The 17,458-nt window shown below is 65.9% G+C and carries 17 protein-coding genes; 5 read left to right on the top strand and 12 right to left on the bottom strand.

The annotated features are described in order from the left end of the window. Positions 1–15: 15 nt before the first annotated feature. From A5706_RS26590 to A5706_RS26570, 5 genes are all read right to left on the bottom strand, one after another. Positions 16–300, bottom strand: a complete 285-nt coding sequence (locus tag A5706_RS26590; protein WP_067004763.1) for a WXG100 family type VII secretion target — start codon at positions 298–300, stop codon at positions 16–18. A gap of 48 nt (positions 301–348) precedes the next feature. Further along, on the bottom strand, positions 349–645 hold the full coding sequence (locus A5706_RS26585) for a WXG100 family type VII secretion target (RefSeq protein WP_066914021.1): 297 nt from the start codon (positions 643–645) through the stop codon (positions 349–351). A gap of 96 nt (positions 646–741) precedes the next feature. Further along, positions 742–2,172 carry a PPE family protein gene (locus A5706_RS26580; RefSeq protein WP_068137681.1) on the bottom strand — a complete coding sequence of 477 codons (1,431 nt, stop codon included), beginning with the start codon at positions 2,170–2,172 and terminating at the stop codon, positions 742–744. Between the two features lie 19 nt (positions 2,173–2,191). After that, complete coding sequence (locus tag A5706_RS26575) at positions 2,192–2,491, bottom strand: PE family protein (protein WP_068137678.1); 300 nt, start codon at positions 2,489–2,491, stop codon at positions 2,192–2,194. 365 nt (positions 2,492–2,856) lie between these two features. Further along, the gene (locus A5706_RS26570) at positions 2,857–3,219 is read right to left on the bottom strand and encodes a PAS domain-containing protein (protein WP_068137675.1); all 363 of its coding nucleotides are present in this window, start codon (positions 3,217–3,219) and stop codon (positions 2,857–2,859) included. A 535-nt stretch (positions 3,220–3,754) separates the two neighbouring features. Here A5706_RS26570 and A5706_RS26565 point away from each other — a divergent pair. Both A5706_RS26565 and A5706_RS26560 read left to right on the top strand, forming a co-directional pair. Continuing rightward, positions 3,755–4,396, top strand: a complete 642-nt coding sequence (locus tag A5706_RS26565; RefSeq protein WP_068104255.1) for a TetR/AcrR family transcriptional regulator — start codon at positions 3,755–3,757, stop codon at positions 4,394–4,396. A gap of 391 nt (positions 4,397–4,787) precedes the next feature. Continuing rightward, positions 4,788–5,498 (top strand): TetR/AcrR family transcriptional regulator, encoded by a 711-nt coding sequence (locus tag A5706_RS26560; protein WP_068137673.1) that lies wholly within the window; start codon positions 4,788–4,790, stop codon positions 5,496–5,498. A gap of 45 nt (positions 5,499–5,543) precedes the next feature. Here the strand turns inward: A5706_RS26560 and A5706_RS26555 are convergent, their stop codons facing one another. The 3 genes from A5706_RS26555 to A5706_RS26545 form a co-directional block, all read right to left on the bottom strand. Then, entirely contained in the window at positions 5,544–6,683 is a 1,140-nt protein-coding gene (locus A5706_RS26555; protein ID WP_068137670.1) for an aminoglycoside phosphotransferase family protein, read from the bottom strand. Then, positions 6,680–7,510 (bottom strand): glycosyltransferase family 2 protein, encoded by an 831-nt coding sequence (locus tag A5706_RS26550; RefSeq protein ID WP_081665500.1) that lies wholly within the window; start codon positions 7,508–7,510, stop codon positions 6,680–6,682. The genes A5706_RS26555 and A5706_RS26550 overlap by 4 nt, the downstream gene beginning before the upstream one ends. A gap of 167 nt (positions 7,511–7,677) precedes the next feature. Further along, complete coding sequence (locus A5706_RS26545) at positions 7,678–8,799, bottom strand: M42 family metallopeptidase (protein WP_068137665.1); 1,122 nt, start codon at positions 8,797–8,799, stop codon at positions 7,678–7,680. A 144-nt stretch (positions 8,800–8,943) separates the two neighbouring features. Between A5706_RS26545 and A5706_RS32630 the strand changes: the two genes are divergently transcribed. After that, a complete protein-coding gene (locus A5706_RS32630) occupies positions 8,944–9,168 on the top strand; it encodes a hypothetical protein (protein ID WP_082964655.1) in 225 nt (74 codons plus the stop codon). A 23-nt stretch (positions 9,169–9,191) separates the two neighbouring features. Here A5706_RS32630 and A5706_RS26535 read toward each other — a convergent pair whose 3' ends face one another. Both A5706_RS26535 and A5706_RS26530 read right to left on the bottom strand, forming a co-directional pair. Further along, positions 9,192–9,767, bottom strand: coding sequence for a hypothetical protein (locus A5706_RS26535; protein WP_068137660.1), 576 nt, complete (start codon positions 9,765–9,767; stop codon positions 9,192–9,194). Next, on the bottom strand, positions 9,748–11,676 hold the full coding sequence (locus A5706_RS26530) for an alpha/beta hydrolase (protein WP_068137893.1): 1,929 nt from the start codon (positions 11,674–11,676) through the stop codon (positions 9,748–9,750). The genes A5706_RS26535 and A5706_RS26530 overlap by 20 nt, the downstream gene beginning before the upstream one ends. 183 nt (positions 11,677–11,859) lie before the next feature. On the opposite strand from A5706_RS26530, the gene A5706_RS26525 reads away from it, so the two are divergent. Together A5706_RS26525 and A5706_RS26520 are read left to right on the top strand one after the other, a co-directional pair. After that, the gene (locus tag A5706_RS26525) at positions 11,860–15,057 is read left to right on the top strand and encodes a hypothetical protein (RefSeq protein ID WP_156767347.1); all 3,198 of its coding nucleotides are present in this window, start codon (positions 11,860–11,862) and stop codon (positions 15,055–15,057) included. Between the two features lie 108 nt (positions 15,058–15,165). Further along, a complete protein-coding gene (locus tag A5706_RS26520; RefSeq protein ID WP_068137655.1) occupies positions 15,166–15,573 on the top strand; it encodes a PE family protein in 408 nt (135 codons plus the stop codon). A gap of 285 nt (positions 15,574–15,858) precedes the next feature. On the opposite strand, the gene A5706_RS26515 is transcribed toward A5706_RS26520, so the two are convergent. Next, on the bottom strand, positions 15,859–16,713 hold the full coding sequence (locus A5706_RS26515) for an oxidoreductase (protein ID WP_068137653.1): 855 nt from the start codon (positions 16,711–16,713) through the stop codon (positions 15,859–15,861). Next, positions 16,710–17,309 (bottom strand): DUF308 domain-containing protein, encoded by a 600-nt coding sequence (locus A5706_RS26510; RefSeq protein WP_068137651.1) that lies wholly within the window; start codon positions 17,307–17,309, stop codon positions 16,710–16,712. Before A5706_RS26510 ends, A5706_RS26515 begins: the two co-directional genes overlap by 4 nt. Between the last annotated feature and the right edge of the window lie 149 nt (positions 17,310–17,458).

The following is a 17,458-nucleotide window of genomic DNA, read 5'->3' as shown; positions in this document are numbered from 1 at the left end:
ACCCGGTCTTCGGTATCAGGCCCAGCTGGACCCGACGGCGCTGTCCGTGCTGGACATGTTGCTGCCCGCCGTCTGCACCTTCTGGCCGTGAGCATTGGCCTGCTCGTAGATCACCTGGAAGTTGCGACCCAACTGGGTGATGAACTCCTGGCACGCCACCGAACCGGCGCCACCCCAGAAGTCACCAGCAGCCAGCACATCGCGAACGATGGCCTGGTGCTCGGCCTCCAACGACGCGGCCTGGGCGCGAATCGTCGCACCATGGGCATCCACATCGCCAAACTGGTAATTGATGGTCATGTTCATCTCTCCTTGGTTGAAAAGTTTTGGGGCAGAGGGTCCTTCGAGCTAGCTGCCGAGGATCTGCTGGGAGGCCTGCTCTTGCTGCTCGTAGTTGTTCGCGTCGCGGATCAGCCCGTCGCGCACCCCGTGCAGCATGTTCACGATGTTGCGGAACGCCTGATTCATCTGACCCATGGTGTCGTAGGAGGTCGCCTGCGCCTGGCCACTCCAGCCGGCACCGGCGATGTTCATCGACGACGCCCACATCTTGCGGGCCTCGTCCTCAACGGTCTGCGCGTGGACCTCAAACCGGCCCGCCATCGCCCGCATTTCGTGCGGGTCGGTCATGAATCGTGTTGCCATCTTGGCTCCTTACCTCACATGGATGGGGTTCTGTCGGTGGCTGGTTCGCTTGTGCGGCGAGCCAGCACACCTCGAGTCAATTGATTTGTGCTGCCGTTACACGTTGGCCGACGAGTTTCCGTTGGTCGGCACGTATATGACCGCCGCCTGATACCCGGGGGGCGCGTGCCCATTCGTCGGGAATGACGCGGGCACAGGGTATTTCGCCGCCGCCGGCGGTGGGGCCGCCGGGGTTTCCCCGTCGTCCGAATATCCGGCGGCTGGTGGACGCGACACGAACCTGAGGCGCGGCGCGTACTTGGCCGCCGCGATGGCCGCGCCGGCTCCAGCACCCGCGGCCGCGGCTCGGCCGAGCCCGCCGACCCCGCCGAGCGGCACCGGGAAACCCAGTCCGGCGGCGACTTCGTCGCCGGCCAAAGGCATCGCCGCGGGAGAAACCATCGGCAGCGTCCCGAGCATCCCGGGCGAGGCGCCCGCTGCCGCGAGCCCCCAACCCTGAGGCACCGCCAATCCGCCGACCGAGGTCGCCGCACCCAGGCCCGCGAAGCCGCCCAAGCCCGGGATACCACCAAGGCCCGCGCCGATCGGCCCCAGCGCCCCTGCCGCCGCACCCGCCGCGCCCGCCGCGCCGGCAGCGGTGTTGGCCGCGGCTGCGGATGCGAAGCCGATGTTCATCGGGCCACCGATGAGGGGACCGAAAACGGTGCCCAACATCGTCGACATCACCGACAAGCCCATCCAGCCCGGCATCGCGCCGTACGAGGTGATCAGACCGGTCGCGATGCCTCCGAGCGAGGAGTCGGACAAGAGGCTCCCGAAGGGGCCCACGGCAGCGCCCGACGAAGAAGTTCCGCCCAGTGCGGAGGACAGGGGTGACGCGAGGCTGTTCAGCGCCCCGGTGATCGCCGAGGTCAATTGGGACAGCGTCTGCTGTGCGCCGCCAATCGCCGAGCCGGCCGACTGGGCGCTCGCGCCCCCTTGCGCCGCCAACCCGGCCAGGTTGGTGGTCTGCGGCGCCGGAGCGAAGGGAGTCACCGGCGCTGTGGCCGCCGCCGAACTCGCGGCATAGCCGTACATCGCCGCGGCGTCCTGCGCCCACATCTCCGCGTACTGGGCCTCGGTGGCCGCGATCGCCGGTGTGTTCTGACCGAAAAAGTTGGTCGCGATCAGCATCATCAGGAGTGCGCGGTTGGCCACGATCTCCGGCGGCGGCACCGTCGCCGCGAAGGCCGCCGCGTACGCGGCCGCCGCCGCTTGAGCCTGCGTGGCCGCCAGCTCGGCCTCCGCGGCGGTCGCGCTCATCCACGCCACGTAGGGTGCGGCCGCGGCCGACATCGCCATCGCCGACGGGCCCAGCCACGGTCCACCGGTGAGCGCCGAGATCACGGCGTCGTAGCCGGCCGCCCCGGAACGCAAATCGGCGGCCAACCCGTTCCAGGCGGCTGCGGCGGCCAGCATCGACCCCGCGCCCGGACCGGCATACATCCGCCCGGAGTTGATCTCCGGCGGTAGCGCCCCGTAATCCATGATGATCCCGCTACGAAGCTCAGAGGACCGCGGCCGCGTTGGCGGCCTCGGTGGCCGCGTAAGAACCGGCGCTGGTCGCCAAGGTGCTGACGAACAGCTCACGAATCGCGGCGGCCTGGGCGCTGACCTCCTGGTACAGGACGCCGTGCGCGGTGAAGTGCGCCGCCGTCAGCGCCGACACCTCATCGGCCGCTGCGGGAATCACCCCGGTGGTCGGGGCGGCCGCGGCCGCGTCTCCGGCGGTCACGGCGGCGCCGATGTTTTGCAGTTCGTCGGCTGCGGACGACAACATCGCCGGCAGCGTGGTCACAAACGACATGTGCTCCTCCTAGCGGAAGCAGGTCGAGCCATCGGCCGGACGCCGTTACGCGGGGCCTGGTGCGACCGTGGATACCGGCAATGCACTTCATTCAGTAGAATACATACTTATCGAAGCATTAGTAAGGGAATTGGTCAACTTCTAGTACTTGCAGTACTTGCACGTCGTTAGGAGAGTTCGCGTGGACTGCCCAATGAGCCGCGACTGGGGCCGGTGGCACGGCATGGAGCCGGGGCACGGCAGCGGCGAGCGCGTCACCCGCGCTCGCGGAAACGCAGCGCCGGACTAGAACAACCAGGTCGCTGCCGGCGACAGCGCAGGTGCCCGGGAAGAGATCGGCGCACGACGATATCCAGGTCGGCGACTCATCGCTCGTCCATCCACAGCCGTTCCGTCAAATTGTCGAACGTCACCAGCACGACCGGGTCGGCCTGGCGCAACATCGCCGTCTGGCTCATCCTGGCGCGCACCGTCCAACCCTCACAGTGCCGCAGCTCGACGATCAGATTCGCGACTGCGTCGACGCCCGAAACCGCGCACAAGGTGGCCGGCACGGTGTGGAACATCTCGGGAAACACCGAGCCCGCCAACGCTTCTAGCTCGTAACCCACCATCTCGGCAAACGCCCTGTTGGCGAACAAGATGATGCCGTCCCGCGCCATCGCGAGCGAAGGAACCGGGAGCCGCTCCAACACCACCACGGCGGGCAATCGGCTCAAGATCTCCATGGGCGAATCGGCGGGCCCCCCACTGCGCCGGCGCTCAACCGGCGCAGTGGCGTCCCTTCCAGGGCCGTCGCGCGGTGGGTCGGGTAAGACCGCGGTGGGTGGAGGCGCGTTTGACTTCGATGGCACGCGCGTCGCCACATCCGGTTGTCTGGTCACGACCGACATATGTCCTCCTCACGGAAGAAAGCCGACCTGGGCGGGCGTGTCACCGCGACGCCTGAGGCGCAATCGTGTATAGATACCGCCGATGCACCTGACCAGCCAATTTACATACTATTTGGCATGGTAGCGGCCAAATTATCACACTTTGAGTCTTCCCGCGAAGTAAAGTGTGAATTAAAGTCAGGACGTCAGCTCCAGATCAGACCAGGCCAGACCAACGGAAGACTTCGACGAACACAACGCCGCTCCAGGGGGGTCTACGCACCCGGCGTGCCACCACCCCCTCCCCGAAGGAACTGACTCGGTCGCGGAACTGCCTGGCCGCGCCGCGACGGTTTTTCGCGCGGCAACCGCGACGAGACAAGGCGGGGCAATGAATGAGGACGGCGAACGGCGAGCCGACGTGACGCGTCAGCGAATCATTGCCGCCGCCTCACGCCAGTTCGCCCACCGCCCGTACAGCGTCGTGAGCCTCGACGACATCCTGGCGGAAGCCGAACTCACCAAAGGGGCAATGTATTTTCACTTCCCCTCGAAGCAGGCGCTGGCGCTGACGATCATTGACGATCTCACCGAGCTGAGCCGGTCATCGATCGCCGAGTTGCTTGACCGCAACATGTCGGGCCTGGAAACCCTGATCGAGTTCGTCTTCGCGCGTGCCGCTCAAGACACACAGGACGACGTCGCGCGCGCCGGCGTCCGACTGCTCGACACGCTGGACAACCCGACCTCCCTACCCCCGACGGTGTGGCAGTCATGGATCGAGTTCGTCACCAGCCTGATCCAAAAGGCAGCCGCCGAGGGCGACGTCATCGCCGAGCACGATCCCGAAGACATCGCCAAAATGTTGGTGGCACTGTGGGTGGGTATCCGCCGAACCAGCAATCTCGACAAACCCGCGGATTACCTGGACACCCTGCAAAGAATATGGACACTGGCACTGCCCAGCTTCGCCAATCCCGATCGAATCGACTACTTCACCAAGTTCATCGAACGACGTCAAGCGCTTGCGTGAAAGGCCCTCTGCCGCAGACGCTCTTACGACGACTCGACGCCATCCCGCCTGCTCGCCACGCCGCCGTCGTCGCCTCCGGTAACTAAGAACGACCTGGGTTCCGAGTGTCGACCGGGTCCGACTCACACCTCTGGCGTCCGGGGTCTGGGGGTCTCCCAGCAACCATCCGCGGCCCATACTTGGCATAACTTCGGGGGAAGCCGCGGTAAACGCGGGGTGTAAGGTCGGGGACGGCCGCGGGATGAATTGAGAGCCACCGCACCGGGCGGGTCTACAGACACTGCGTGTCAGCGGGGCCTATCATCGAAGGCATCGACGCGGCGGTGTTGGTTTCTCGGGACAAGTAAGGTGCCCCCGCTGCGCGGCGGGCGCAAAGAGAACAGGCGGGGCGATGACTGAGGACAGCGAACGGCGACCCGACAACACCCGCGATCGTCTCATCGCCGCCGCCGCACGCCAGTTCGCGCAGCTTCCGTACAACCTCGTCAGCCTCGATGACATCCTCGCGGAGGCCGAGCTGACCAAGGGGGCGATGTATTTTCACTTCTCCTCGAAGCAGGCGCTGGCGCTGACGATCATCGACGAACTCACCCAGCTGACCCGTTCGGCAGTCGCCGAGTTGCTTGACCGCAACATGTCGGGCCTGGAGACCCTCATCGAATTCGTTTTCCTCCGTGCCGTTCAGGACACCCAGTACGACCTCTCCCGAGCCGGCATGCGGCTGCTCGACGCGCTGGAAAACACGACGCCAGAACCCCGCGCGCTGTGGAAATCGCGGAAAGACTTCGTCATCACCCTCATCGAGAAAGCAGCCAGGGAGGGTGACGTCATCCACCAGCAGGATCCCGCGGACGTCGCCAAAATGTTGATTGCACTGTGGGTGGGTGTCCGCCGGATCAGCAACCCGGACCAACCCGAGGAGTACCTCGATAACTTCAAGAAGGCGTGGATACTGGCACTGCCCAGCTTCACCAATCCCGATCGAATCGACTACTTCAAGAAGTTCATGGAGCGACGCCACGCACTCGCGGTGAGAAAGGTTTGCGCGGAACCACTCTCATTTGAGGTCCCCGTGACCGCCGCGGCGCACGCCGGCGACTAGCCCACCACCGTCGATCGCGACCAATTCGCTCTCCGTTTTGCATCGTCAGCCATCGGTCCGGTTCCTCCGGGCCTGCGGGGCGCCCCCGACGCGCGTCGGCTTAGTCATCGGCACAATGCTTGCCGCGCCTCGGCCCGCGCGGGAATCCACGCTCGGAACATCGAATTCGAGCCACGCGGCGGCGGCGTCGAGCACCGGAGCCACATCGGTGGCCCACCAGGTGTGATGGTCTGGCGGAGTTTCACGCTTGCGCCACGAGCCGGAAGCATGGCGCAGCCAGGTCAGCACGATGGCGATGCGCTCGTCGATGCGCTCACTGTGCTCGACGCCCGCTGCCGCTTCGTCGTGCGCGGCACGCAGCGCCGAACGCTCTCGAACCGAGAGGCCGCCCGCTCTTAGCCGGTCAGCGACGACCGTGCCCAGATCGGTTCGCTCCACCAGAGAGCTCGCCGTCAGGATCATCAGGTACTCGTCGATGAAGGCAGGCTGGCCCGGCCGCGCGCCGCCCCAATCCACGATGCCGGTAACCGGGCCGCGAATGCCGGCGACCCGAACGTTGGCGGGCGTGTAGTCGCCGTGCGTCCAACTCACCGGCATGCGCCAGCCGACAAGGGCTTGCCGTAGCACGGTGCCGAGCCGGTTCATGTCGGGAACCCGATGGGGATCCAGCCGCCGGCACGCGTCCGTCAGGGTCGCGAGGGGTTCGACGACCCATCGCCGCAATAGGCAGAAGTTGTCGACGACGGCGGCCGTCCCGGTTCCGCGGTGCAGGGGCGCGATGGCTCTCAGGGCAGCCGCGGTCAGCTCCTCGACACGGTTCGGGCGGCGTGCCAGAACCTCTGCCAGGTCTGTTCCACGGCGATAGGACTCAACGGACACGGCCGCATTAGCGCGCTCGTCGAATGCGAGTATCCGCGGTAACAGTTTGCGCCATTCGTCGTTAAGTCCTTGGTGGACAGCGAGTTCGGCGAGCACGCGCCGCTGCATACGCAATTTCGCGGCTCTGAGCTGGCCACGCGCCACCTTCAGCACCGCCGTCGGGGGGCCCTTCTCGGGACGCAGCAGGACCACAACCGTTTCGCCGACCAACTCCGCCGGCGGCATGCTCAGTGCGACGTCAATGAAACCGATCGGCAGGTCGTTGACGTCAATCAGCCGGTCGGGCGGGCGGGCATCGCCAGTCACGCCGTCACTTCGGCTGACATACCGACAGCCGGTCGCCCTGCAGCCTGCCGGGCCGCCTGGTACAGGTGCCCAGAAACGCCGGAGCGGTGGTGACGCAGCACCGTCCGCAGGACGCGGATGCCATCGCGGATCGCATGCAGGTTCGACGCTCCGCTGCGACGGGGCAGTTCCACGCTGGGAACCTCCGCGATTCGCAATCCCGCCTGCATGGCCCGCACCGTCATCTCGGCCTCGATTTCGAAGCCGGTCGCCGAGAGGTGGAGGTGATCGAGGTAGCGACGGTCGAAAGCAACGAACCCATAGCAGAGGTCGGTCAAGTTGCCGTGGTACAGCGAGTTGAACACGGACAGCAAGAACCAGTTGCCGAACCGCCGAAACCACGTGATGTCCAACGACGATCCGCCGCTGATGAACCGCGACCCTTTGACGAAGTCGTAGCCGTTCGCAATGAAATGCACGTAGTGCGGGATCTCGCTGGGCGACATGCTGCCGTCCGCGTCCATCATCACGATGATGTCACCGGTGGCGGCGAGGAACCCCGTTCGCAACGCGCTGCCTTTGCCCGGACCCTGCTGCGGCACGACCCGGATGTCGGGCCGGGATCGGCGCGCGGTGATGAGCGTGACATCGGTCGAATCGCCGTCGACGATGATGATCTCGGTCGCCTCATCAGCGAGCTGCTCGAGCACCCAGCCGATGTTGCGCGCCTCATTCCGCACCGGAATGACGAGGCTGACCGTCGGGGCCGACGGGCTCGATTTCGGGCGAGAGCGAGGACGTCGAGAGAGGGAAGTCTGGACTGAGTCTAAGGATGAAACGCTGGTCATCTTCGGGCCGCCAATCTCTATATGAAGTGCTGCGCGTCACCCCCTGGTGCGGGCCGTCGGCGTATACCGGCGATGCACTTGATTGCGGAGTTTACATACCATTGGATTAGACCGCAAAAGATTTACTCAACTTCTGGTCTCTGACTTTCTGGGCCGGCCCGAGGAGGTCAGCCGTGGCCGTCGGGCTGCAGCACGAAGTCGGCGACGATGTCGGCCATGGCGTCGATGGCGCCCCGAGACGTGACCTCATACCCGTGCGTGCTCAGCGTCGGCAGGCACAGCAGGGCCGCCCGCGGCGACAGCCCGTTGGCCTTGGAATGGGAGGCGTCGGACTCGAACGCGCCCAGCACCGCGGCCTGCGGCTCCAGCCCCCGGTTGGAGGCGATGGCCATCAGGCGGTCGGCGATGTCCTTGTCGTAGACGCAGAGGGCATCGCTGTAGCCGATGATCGGACCGCCGGTGACGGTGGTGCCGTACTCCCGCTCGGTGGGTCCGACCTCGAGGGCGAGGGTGAGCGTGCCCGGCAGTGACGCGCTGGCGTAGGAGCCGCCCACCCCGCCGATCTCCTCGTTGGTCGTTAACACCAGGTAGAGGTCGTCGGCGGGCCGCTGTCCGCGCTCGCGCAGCAATTGCGCCGCGCGCAGCAGGGCGGTCACCGCGGCGCGGTCGTCGAGAAAGTAGCAGCCGACATAGTCCGCGATCTCGACCAGCGTCCTCTTGCTCCGCTCGACGCACACCCGCGTGCCGGGCCGCACGCCCGCGTCGGCAAGCTCCTTTTCGGTGCGGCCGGTGAAGACGTAGACGTGCTCCCAGTCCAGCGCCTGATCACCCGCATCGGGTTTGGTCTGCCAGATCCGCGGGCTCTCCTTGGTGGTGTGCTCGGAGCCGAGCGTGAGCACCGCGGTGAGTGTCTCGTGCTCGCCGAGGACGGCGACCGGGCCGAGTCCGAAGTTCCCGGGATACATGGTGCCCAGTTGGGTCACGTGCAGCGAGCCGTCCGGCTCGATCCGCTTGACCAGCATGGACAGTTCGTCCATGTGCGCCATGACGCGTGTCGCGGTGCTGGGTCCTGCGATGGCGGCCGACCGGTGGGCGGCGTCGTCGGGGGGAGCTCCCGCGGCGACGTAGCCGACCAGGTTGCCGGCGTCGTCGATCCACATGTCGTCGACGACGGGTTCCAGCTCGCGGGCGCAGACGGCTCGAACCTCGTCCTCCTGACCGCACGGCCCGTAGGTCCACAGAAGTTCTTTCAGCAGCGCTTCGGTCGCATCGGGATCGCGGGGCGCCATCGGGTCCTCTCGCTCATTGCTGGGTCGACAACTGGATCAGTACCCAAATCGCGCGTAGGCAACGCGGTGGCCGATCGCAGCCCCCGACGCGGACCGGGGTCCGAAAAGTGGGTATTCGGGCTGCATGGTGTAAAGGAGACCAAAGTGGCGAAAGATCATGGGTCGAGCGTCAAGAACGACAAGCAGTACGAGGGTCTGCGCAAAAAAGGGATGAGCAAGTCCAGGGCGGCGGCGATATCGAATTCGCCCGGCGCCTCCGGCAGGGGCGGCAAGAGCCCGGGCAGCAGCCAAAGCAGCCGCAACAGCGGTAGCGGCAGCGGCGGTAACCAGTCCCAGAAGAAGGCCGCAGGGCGCAAGGAGTCCGGCTAGCCCGATACCCCGGGGGGCGGGGCTCAGCGGGCGGTCAACTGGCTCGTGATATCGAGTCCGGCACCCGGGTCGTGGTGGTGGTCGGTGGTGTCCCGGCACTCGCCGTAGAGGATGATCTGCCCGCGGCTGTGGTCCGAGGGCAACAAGCTCATGTTTGCCGTCACACCGTTCTTGTTCAGGGTGGTGCCGTGGTAGTGCTGTCCCGGCGGAGCGCCCTCGCTCCATCCGTGCGCGGCCATCGCGGCGCGAATGTGCTGGAAGTAGGCATCCGGGTCGCCCTGCACCAGGAACCCGATCGTCACCCTGCCCTGATAGGGCGGATCGCCTTGGTCATTGCAGGACGCGAACGAAAACCCGCCGTCGACGCCCTGCAGGTCCGCGGCGGCGACGATCTCCTTGGCCGGCTCGATCACCTGCGCCTTGGTCTGATCGTCCGTCAACGGGTGGGCGGAATCGTCAAAGGGGTTGGAAGGGCCCGAGGAATGCGGTTTCGGAAACACCAGCGAACACCCTCCTAGCAACATGACGACGACGACTAACGCGGCAAGCCGTGCTTGCCGGGGCCAAATGCGTTGCCGCTCAGTGATGGTGTTGGTCATCGAAGACATGATCATCGGTAACAGATCCCGGCGCGCGGCCCCACTCCGGGTCGATGACGAGCCCGCCTATGCCCGGTCCGACCGGACCCAGGCCCGGGATGGTGACCTTGCCCGGCTGGTAACGGTGTTGGGCCGTCAGGCCGTCGGATTCCAGCGCGTCACCGTGACCCGAGGTGATGTCGGCCATGCTGTGGAGCGCCTCGCTTCCGGGGTGGTAGTAGTACGAATGGTCGTGCGGGTTAACGCCATCGGAGCCGGGCACCTCGGCCCGGAAGCGCACGGACCCGAATCCGTCGGCCGCGGGGTCGGCGCCCAGGCCGGGGGTCAAGCCGAGCACCTGACCGCCGATGTTGTCCCGGTTCACGTAGTGGCTCAAGCCATTCAGCTCCCCGAGCATGCCGACCGGATCCGTCGACGCGTCGCCCACGTACAGGTGCCCGCCGTCGAGATGGAAGCTCGCGGCGTTGGGTGCGAGGTCGGTGCCCGGGCAACCGATGAGCACCGCATCGTTGGCGTGCATGTGGCCCAACGCGAACGCGTCGGCCACCGTGGTCGAGCCGTACGAGTGGCCCAGCACGGTGACATGCTGGCCGGCCCCGAGGTGCGTGGCCCACAAACCGTTGACGTCTTGCGCCAGCGCCTCACCGCCGGTCCGCGCCAGCGCCGGGGTGGAAATCCGCTGGACATCCTTGAAGTCGTTGGGGGCGTCGTACCCCATCCACGCGATCACCGCCGTGGGGTTTCTCGGGTCGGCGGCGTTGGCCTGGCCGTACAGGTTGAGCGCATCGTTGTGGCCGTCGTGCAGCCAGCCGCCCTTCACGCTGCTGCTGGTGCCCGGGACGATCACAGCGGTGTTCTTCGCCAGGTCGGGGTTCCCGATCGCGATCGCCGCACGCCCCTTACCGCCGAAAGCCATTGGGTCGTAAGCGAATAGGAACACCGGGTTGTGGCCGTGGTCGGAGTCGCGATCGAGCCCCTGCTGGGTCTGATCGGCGTTCTGGTAGCGGGTGACGTCGGCGGCCGACAGGCCGTACTTCGCCGGATCGCGCAGCACGTCGTCCGGGGAGACGTTGAAGCGGCCGGCGATGTCGCGGACCCGGTTGAGGTCCTGAGTCATCACCGCCACGTTGGCGTCGCTGCGCGCGAGCACCGGGACACCGTTGAGGTTGCCAACCTGATCGGGGTGCTCGGCGATGAGCTGCTGGCGCTCCCCCGGCGTCAACGATGTCCACCACCTGTTCACGTCCTCCGGACTCGTTCCCGGCGGCGGAATCTCGGGTTTGGCGTCCACCGCCTGGAGAACGTCGGGCTCGTAGCCGTCGGCGCGCAGGGTCCCCATCGCTGCCTGCAAGTAGTTCGAATAGCCGTCGCGTACCGAATCGATCTGTGCCAGAGCGGATTTGGTGTCGGCGATCGCTTCGTTTTCAAGGTCGGCGATGTGCAGCTCCAAGAGCTTTCTCTCAGCCGCGGTGAGGTGGACGTCTTTCTCCGCCTCCACCGCCTGGCCGATCTCGTTGTCGAGCTGCTGCAGCTGCCCCTCCAGCGTCGAGATCAGCGCCGCGCCGGTTCGCTGCGCCTCGGCCAGCGCGGCGGCGATGTTTTCCAAGTCGGCGCCGATCTTGGGCAGCTGCAACGACTGCGCGCCCAGCGCCTTGGTCACCCGCTGCACCTCGGCGGAGTCGTTGATCGGATGGTCGCCGTTCTGGTGGTTCCAGGCCGCGTCGAAGCGGCGGCGCGCTTCCTGGAACGAGGCGTCGGACTCGGCGGTGCACCGGCCCGCCGTGTGAAACGCCTCCGCCAACTCGGAGATCTGCGCCGGGCGACCGACCTGGAGGCTCTGATTGATCAACCACGGATCTCCCCCGGCCTCCCCGATCAGGGCCGGGACGCTTATGTAGCGCAGCTGCACCGCACTGCCCGTCTCGAGCACGGGGAATCTGCGTAGGTATGCATCGCGATCCCCCTTTCCGAGCTGGTGACAACGCTACAACGAGTTGGGGTAGTCGCTTACTCTATTCCGTCCCGCGGAGCAGCGGTTTGGTAAACGAGCAGCTACGCGCGTTAACACCGACTCGATCGAGGGGGATTCCCCATGTCCGAAACTGAGTCAGCGAGATGGCGGACATCCCGCCTGGCCCAAACGGCGGCGGCAGCTATCTTCGTCGCGGCCGGGGTGGCAATAGCGGCGCTTTCATGGCCGGCACCGGGTTCGCCGTCCGGCGTCGCCAGGTACCTCTATGGCGGCGGGTCACCGGATTCGGCCACCGTCGACCAGGTTCGGGCCGCATTATCCAACGACGTCTGGTTCATCGCCGGGTACGGCCTGGCGCTGACGGGGTTTGCATGGATCTTCAGGCTGTGGGCCATCTCCGAGTTTGGCCGGCTGGCGGCGAAATACGTCGCCGCCGCGGTGGCCCTTACCGTCGGCGCCGACCTCGCCAAGCATGTGCTGCTCGATTACGCCCTCCGCCACCACAACTCGGCGGACTTGATCACGGCCGCGGCCGCGGCGTCGATCATCAAATGGTGTGCGGGGCTGCTGGCCCTCGGCGGCTGTCTCGCAACGTTGGGAGTTTTCCTGCGCGCACTAGTGCCCTGGTCCCGGCGGCTGCGGGAGGGCGTGTCCGCGCTGGCGCAGAGGTGGCGGTGGCTGGGGGCCTGCTCTTCCGCACTGACGTGGCCGTGGCGGTCGTTGCGCGCCTACCTGCGCAAGGCGGTGGCGGGTTCGCGGTGGTTCAAGGCGTGCGCCCCGGGCAAGACCGAAATCGCCTGCTCCGATTCGATCCGCGCCACCTGGTGGCGCGGTCTGCAAGCAGAACCTCCCGCCGCGCGCGCAAAGACGGACGAATTGAGCTGGGCCAACGCGTATTACGTGCCGGGTGCCGAGAAAGTCAGGAAATCCCGGGAGGGCGACCCGGTCCAGGCCATTTGCCTGTCCGGTGGCGGGGTGCGGTCGGCCTGCATTGCGATGGGCGTGACGCAAGAGTTCTCGAAGGCGCCCCCGATCAAGTTGACGCCGAAAATCAGGCGGCGGTTCCGGCGCAGGGCGGCGGCTCCCAAGCTCATCGACGCCGTCGACTACGTGATATCGGTATCCGGCGGGGGTTACACCGCCGGGGCGCGACTGCTCGCCGTGCACGACAAGGAAAGCCCTTTGTTATCAGAGCGTTTCGAGGAGGGATCGCCCGAATTCGATCATTTCCGCAGGCACTCAAGCTATATCGCGGACTCGCCCGGAGAATTGCTCGTGGCGCTAACCATCGTATTGAAGAATTTGATCGCATCGATGGCCATCCTCTTCACCCTGCCCGCGGTGCTGGGCTCGGTGCTCGGCTATCTGTTTTCTCGCTCCGTCTTCTCCTTCGCCGTGATCGTTCCGGTGCCGAATCCAAGTCTCGGTGGCCCGCCCGCTCTCCCTTGCCTGACAGCGCATTCCGCGTCGTGGTACGCGGTCGCCGCCTTCGCGGCTTTCGCCGTGTTCTTCACGGGCGCGGCGATGTTCGTCGAGTTCGTGTCGTGGAAGAGCTTTAGTGAGTGGCTGAAACTGCGGCTGCAGGGCCTCGCGTTCGGCAGCGCAGTATTCGCGGTGCTGGTGCTGGCGGTGGTCGCCGGATTGCCCGCCTTGATGCGGCTCTGCTGGTGGCTGGGTGAGCGCGCGCCAGGGAACCAGGGCGGCGCCGCCGCGGCCGTCTCCGGGTTGGTTGGCCTGAACTACCTGGCGGCGATCGCCGCGATGGTGTGGAAGGACCGCGACAAGTTGTCGAAGGAGGCGACGAAACTTTCGTCGTTGAAACGGCTGTTGCCGCCGGGCGTCGTCGCATTGGTGCTGGTGATGGCGACCTTGGCCGCCTTGCTGGTCGCCTGGCTGATCACCCTGGGCTGCTTCGCGGCAAACGTGTTTGCGCACGCCACCGCCGATGGAAAGGAGAACACCTTTTTCCAGATGCCGTTCTCCTCGTGGTGGCTCCCCGGGCTGCTACTGCTGACCATGCTGTGGGTCGGCTCGGTGGATATCGCCTCGCTCAGCCTGAATCCCTTTTATCGGTCCCGATTGGGCCAGGCGTTCGCCGTCCAGCGCGTCAAGCACGGCGACCATTGGCACGCGGAAGCCTTCCACCCCAACAAATTCACCTGGTTCGACGAGTTTGGCGAAGTGCCGGTCGGCGGCCCAAAGTTCGTGTTCGCGGCCGCCGCCACCATCACCGGAAAGGACAAGCCCGCCCCGGGACTGAACGCGGTGTCCTATGTGATGAGCCACGATTACATCGGCGGCCCCGATCTGGGATGGCTGAAGACCGCGGGACTATTTGGCCAATCGCCGCCGAGAATCAAGCGCGATCTCACGGTCTTGACGGCGGTCGCGGTCAGTGGCGCCGCATTCGCCTCGGCGATGGGGCGCCATCAGAAAGGATTCGAAAAGCTGCTGGCCATTTCTGGAGCCCGCCTGGGCACCTGGCTGCCCAATCCGAAATTCGTGGCCAACCTCGCGGGCGCCGAGACGGACCAATGCCTCGACCCCAAGGACAACACGAGGCCCTGGCCGAGGTCGCTGCCCGCCATGCGTGGCGCCGGCTATTACTATCGCGAGCTCTTCGGTTTCAACTACAGCGATGGTCGGCTGGTGCAGGTCACCGACGGCGGCCACTACGAGAACCTCGGACTGGTCGAGGCGCTGCGCCGCCGCAGCCGATTGATCTTCTGCGTCGACGGCGGGGGCGACGCCCCGCCCTTGGCCAGCGGGCTGGCCGACGCCCTGCGGCTGGCCGAATACGAACTCGGCGTGACGGTCACGTTCGACGATTTCCCCGGATACTCCTTGCGCGACCTCACGCCCGGCTCCGGCGAGCCGTTCAAACCGGGAGACGCGTTTTATAGCTTGAACGGCCGGCTCGCCAAGAGGACGGTCGCGATCGGGCTCATCACCTACCCCGCGGCCTCCGGCCTCACCGAAGGAGAGGAACGTCGCGGCGTGCTGATCTTCGCCAAAGCGGTGCTGTGCCGGGATTTCCCCGAGTGGCTGTTGACCTATGCCGCCGAGAACGGCGTGTTCCCCCACGACCCCACGTCGGACCAATGGTTCAACGAAGGGCAATTTGCGGCCTACACGGAGATGGGGCGGATCATGGGACGCCAAGCCTTGAAGTGCGTCGAGTTTCTGACGAAAGTTGGAAAGATCTCAAATCCCACCGAACCGGACCTGGCAAAACTCAACGGAGCTAACAGGATTCCGACCCCTTCCCGAGCTGACAACAACGCCACTACCGCAACTGCCGTCACACAGCCCGCCTGAGCGTGGTGGCGCATCACGCCGGGGTGACGAAATTGTCGAATAACCCGTGCACAGCGCCCACCTGAGTAGACTCGGGCGAACCGGGGGTTAGGCACAGGGATTATCGCCATGAGGGTCATCACAGAAGCACTCACGACGGCGGCGAGCGACCTATCGGGCATCGGTGCGGCGACCAGCGAGGCGAACGCCGCGGCGGCGCTGCCCACCTCGGCCATCGTCCCGGCCGCGGCAGACGAGATTTCCGGCGCCGTCGCTGCCGCGTTCAGCGCCCAGGGGCAGCAGTGGCAGCAAGTATCGGCGGCGGCGCAAGACCTCTATGACCGATTCGTGCTCCTCCTGCAAGACTCGGCAGCTGCCTACCAGCAAGCGGAGTCCGACATTGCCCGCTGGCTAGGCGGGCTGGGATCGCTTTTCATGTCGGGCGCTGTCGGACCCACGGTGCCAGGAGTGCAGCCCGATGGCAGCTTGCCGATCCCGCAGTTGCCGCCCGTGCCGATCCCGCCTTTCTTGCAATAAGGGGCCGAAGGCGCCCGGCCAGCCCAGATGTTGTGGCATCTGCAAGACGCGCATCGCCACCGTCGTGCGCGAGCATGGGGTAGGGGTGACTGTGTGCTGGCCGGAGTAAGAGTCAACCAAGAGGTAGACCACAATGATGTCGCCGTGGATTGAGGCGACCTCGGAATCGAGCAAGGTGAGCTGGCCGCGCCACGGAATCGCCGGTTGACCGAGCGGGCGAGTGGGACTTCGCCGTGCTGCCGGCAGGTACCCGCCTGTGGCGGCGGGCGCGACTGACGCAGGACACTAGCGGGTGGCGGGTTGCACACGATCGTCGAAATCCGTACTGCGAGAGAGGGCGTCCCATCTCCGAATATCGTCGTCGACGGCAGCCCTGGCCTCGCCGATCAGCCGGAGGGCATCCGAACCCAGCACCAGGTGCGCTGGCGGATCGGCCATGTCGACGATCTGCAGCACCGCCTTGGCTGCCTTTTCCGGGTCACCCAGCTGGTGGCCGCTGGCGGCGAGTCGCGCCGCGCGGATGGGATCGAACAACGTGTCGTAGTCAGCGATAGCACGGTCGGCACGCGTCATTGAGCGACCGGCCCAATCGGTGCGGAACGACCCCGGTTCGATAGCGGTCACCCGGACCCCGAACCCGGAGACCTCCTTCCGGAGGCTTTCCAGCATGCCCTCGACCGCGAACTTGCTCGCACAGTACGCCGACATCCCGGGAACGGCCATCAGCCCACCCATCGAGGTCACCGCCATCAGGTGCCCAGCGCGGCGTGCCCGCATGAACGGCAGCGAAGCCTGCAACGTTGCCGCGACACCAAAGACGTTGGTGGCGAACTGTGCCCGCCATTGTGAGAGGGGCGTCTCCTCGAAGACCCCTTCGACGCCGTAGCCGGCATTGGCGATGACGACGTCGAGGGGGCCCACCGTCGCTTCGACATCCGCGACCGCCGCAAAGACGGCCGCGTCGTCCGTAACGTCGAGTAAGAGGGCGTGCGCCCGATTCGTCGCCGCAAGTTCCTCGAATCCCTTGGCGTCCTTCGGCTTACGCACCGTGCCCACCACACGATGTCCCGCCGCCAATGCAGCGACTGCGAACGCTCGCCCCAGGCCACTACTGACTCCGGTGATCAGGATCGTCTTCATGAAGCCTCTTCGCGAGCGTCAAGGCGTCGCTGGCGTGCGCGGGACACGCTCAACCAGATTGCCGACACCAAGAAGTAGAAGGCGCCGAATGCGGCATAGGGTGCAATATCGGCAGCGTTGGGCGTCGTCGGGCCCACGGCTTTCCAAAAGAACGTAACACCGACGATCGCGGACTGCGCACCACTGAGAATCATCGCCCATTGTGCGCCAACATGTTTCCATCGGCGCACAGCGGTTGCCAGCTGCAACAAGCCCGACAGGGTAGCCCAGACACCGAAGATGCCCAGCACGACGTTCATGCTCGCAGCGAGCCCGAAAGCCACCGCGACGGTGGCCAGGCTGCTGACGGCCGTGTTGAACGCCTGGCTCGAATTCCTGCGCAGACCACCGTTTTTCCGAGCGTCGACAACGTTGGCGAGCGCATCCCACGCCGGGTAGATCAGCAGTAATGCACCGGCGACGAACGCAGACTTCGATCCGACGGTGAGGACGGCAGCGACCCACGCCAGCGAAACCATTGCTCGCACAAGGTAATAGACCCGCAACCAGTGGCCGGCATCGGTCGACGCGTGATCTTTCAGCAAATTGTTTGACATGTTCTGTCCTTCAGCGAAGGTTTTCGGACGCACCGTTGGGTCCGGGATTGCGGCCCGGCGGTGTCGGCATCCGAGGTGCGGAGTGCCGACGGCTGACGTGGGCTGAGTTCACTCTGACCACCGCGCCGATTCGCCCGCCAGCTAAGTTT

The sequence above is a fragment of the Mycobacterium sp. E796 genome, assembly GCF_001672815.1.
In the GTDB taxonomy this organism is placed as follows: domain Bacteria; phylum Actinomycetota; class Actinomycetes; order Mycobacteriales; family Mycobacteriaceae; genus Mycobacterium.
Note: the sequence above shows the minus strand (reverse complement) of the source record. Positions and strands in the feature narration are given on the sequence as shown.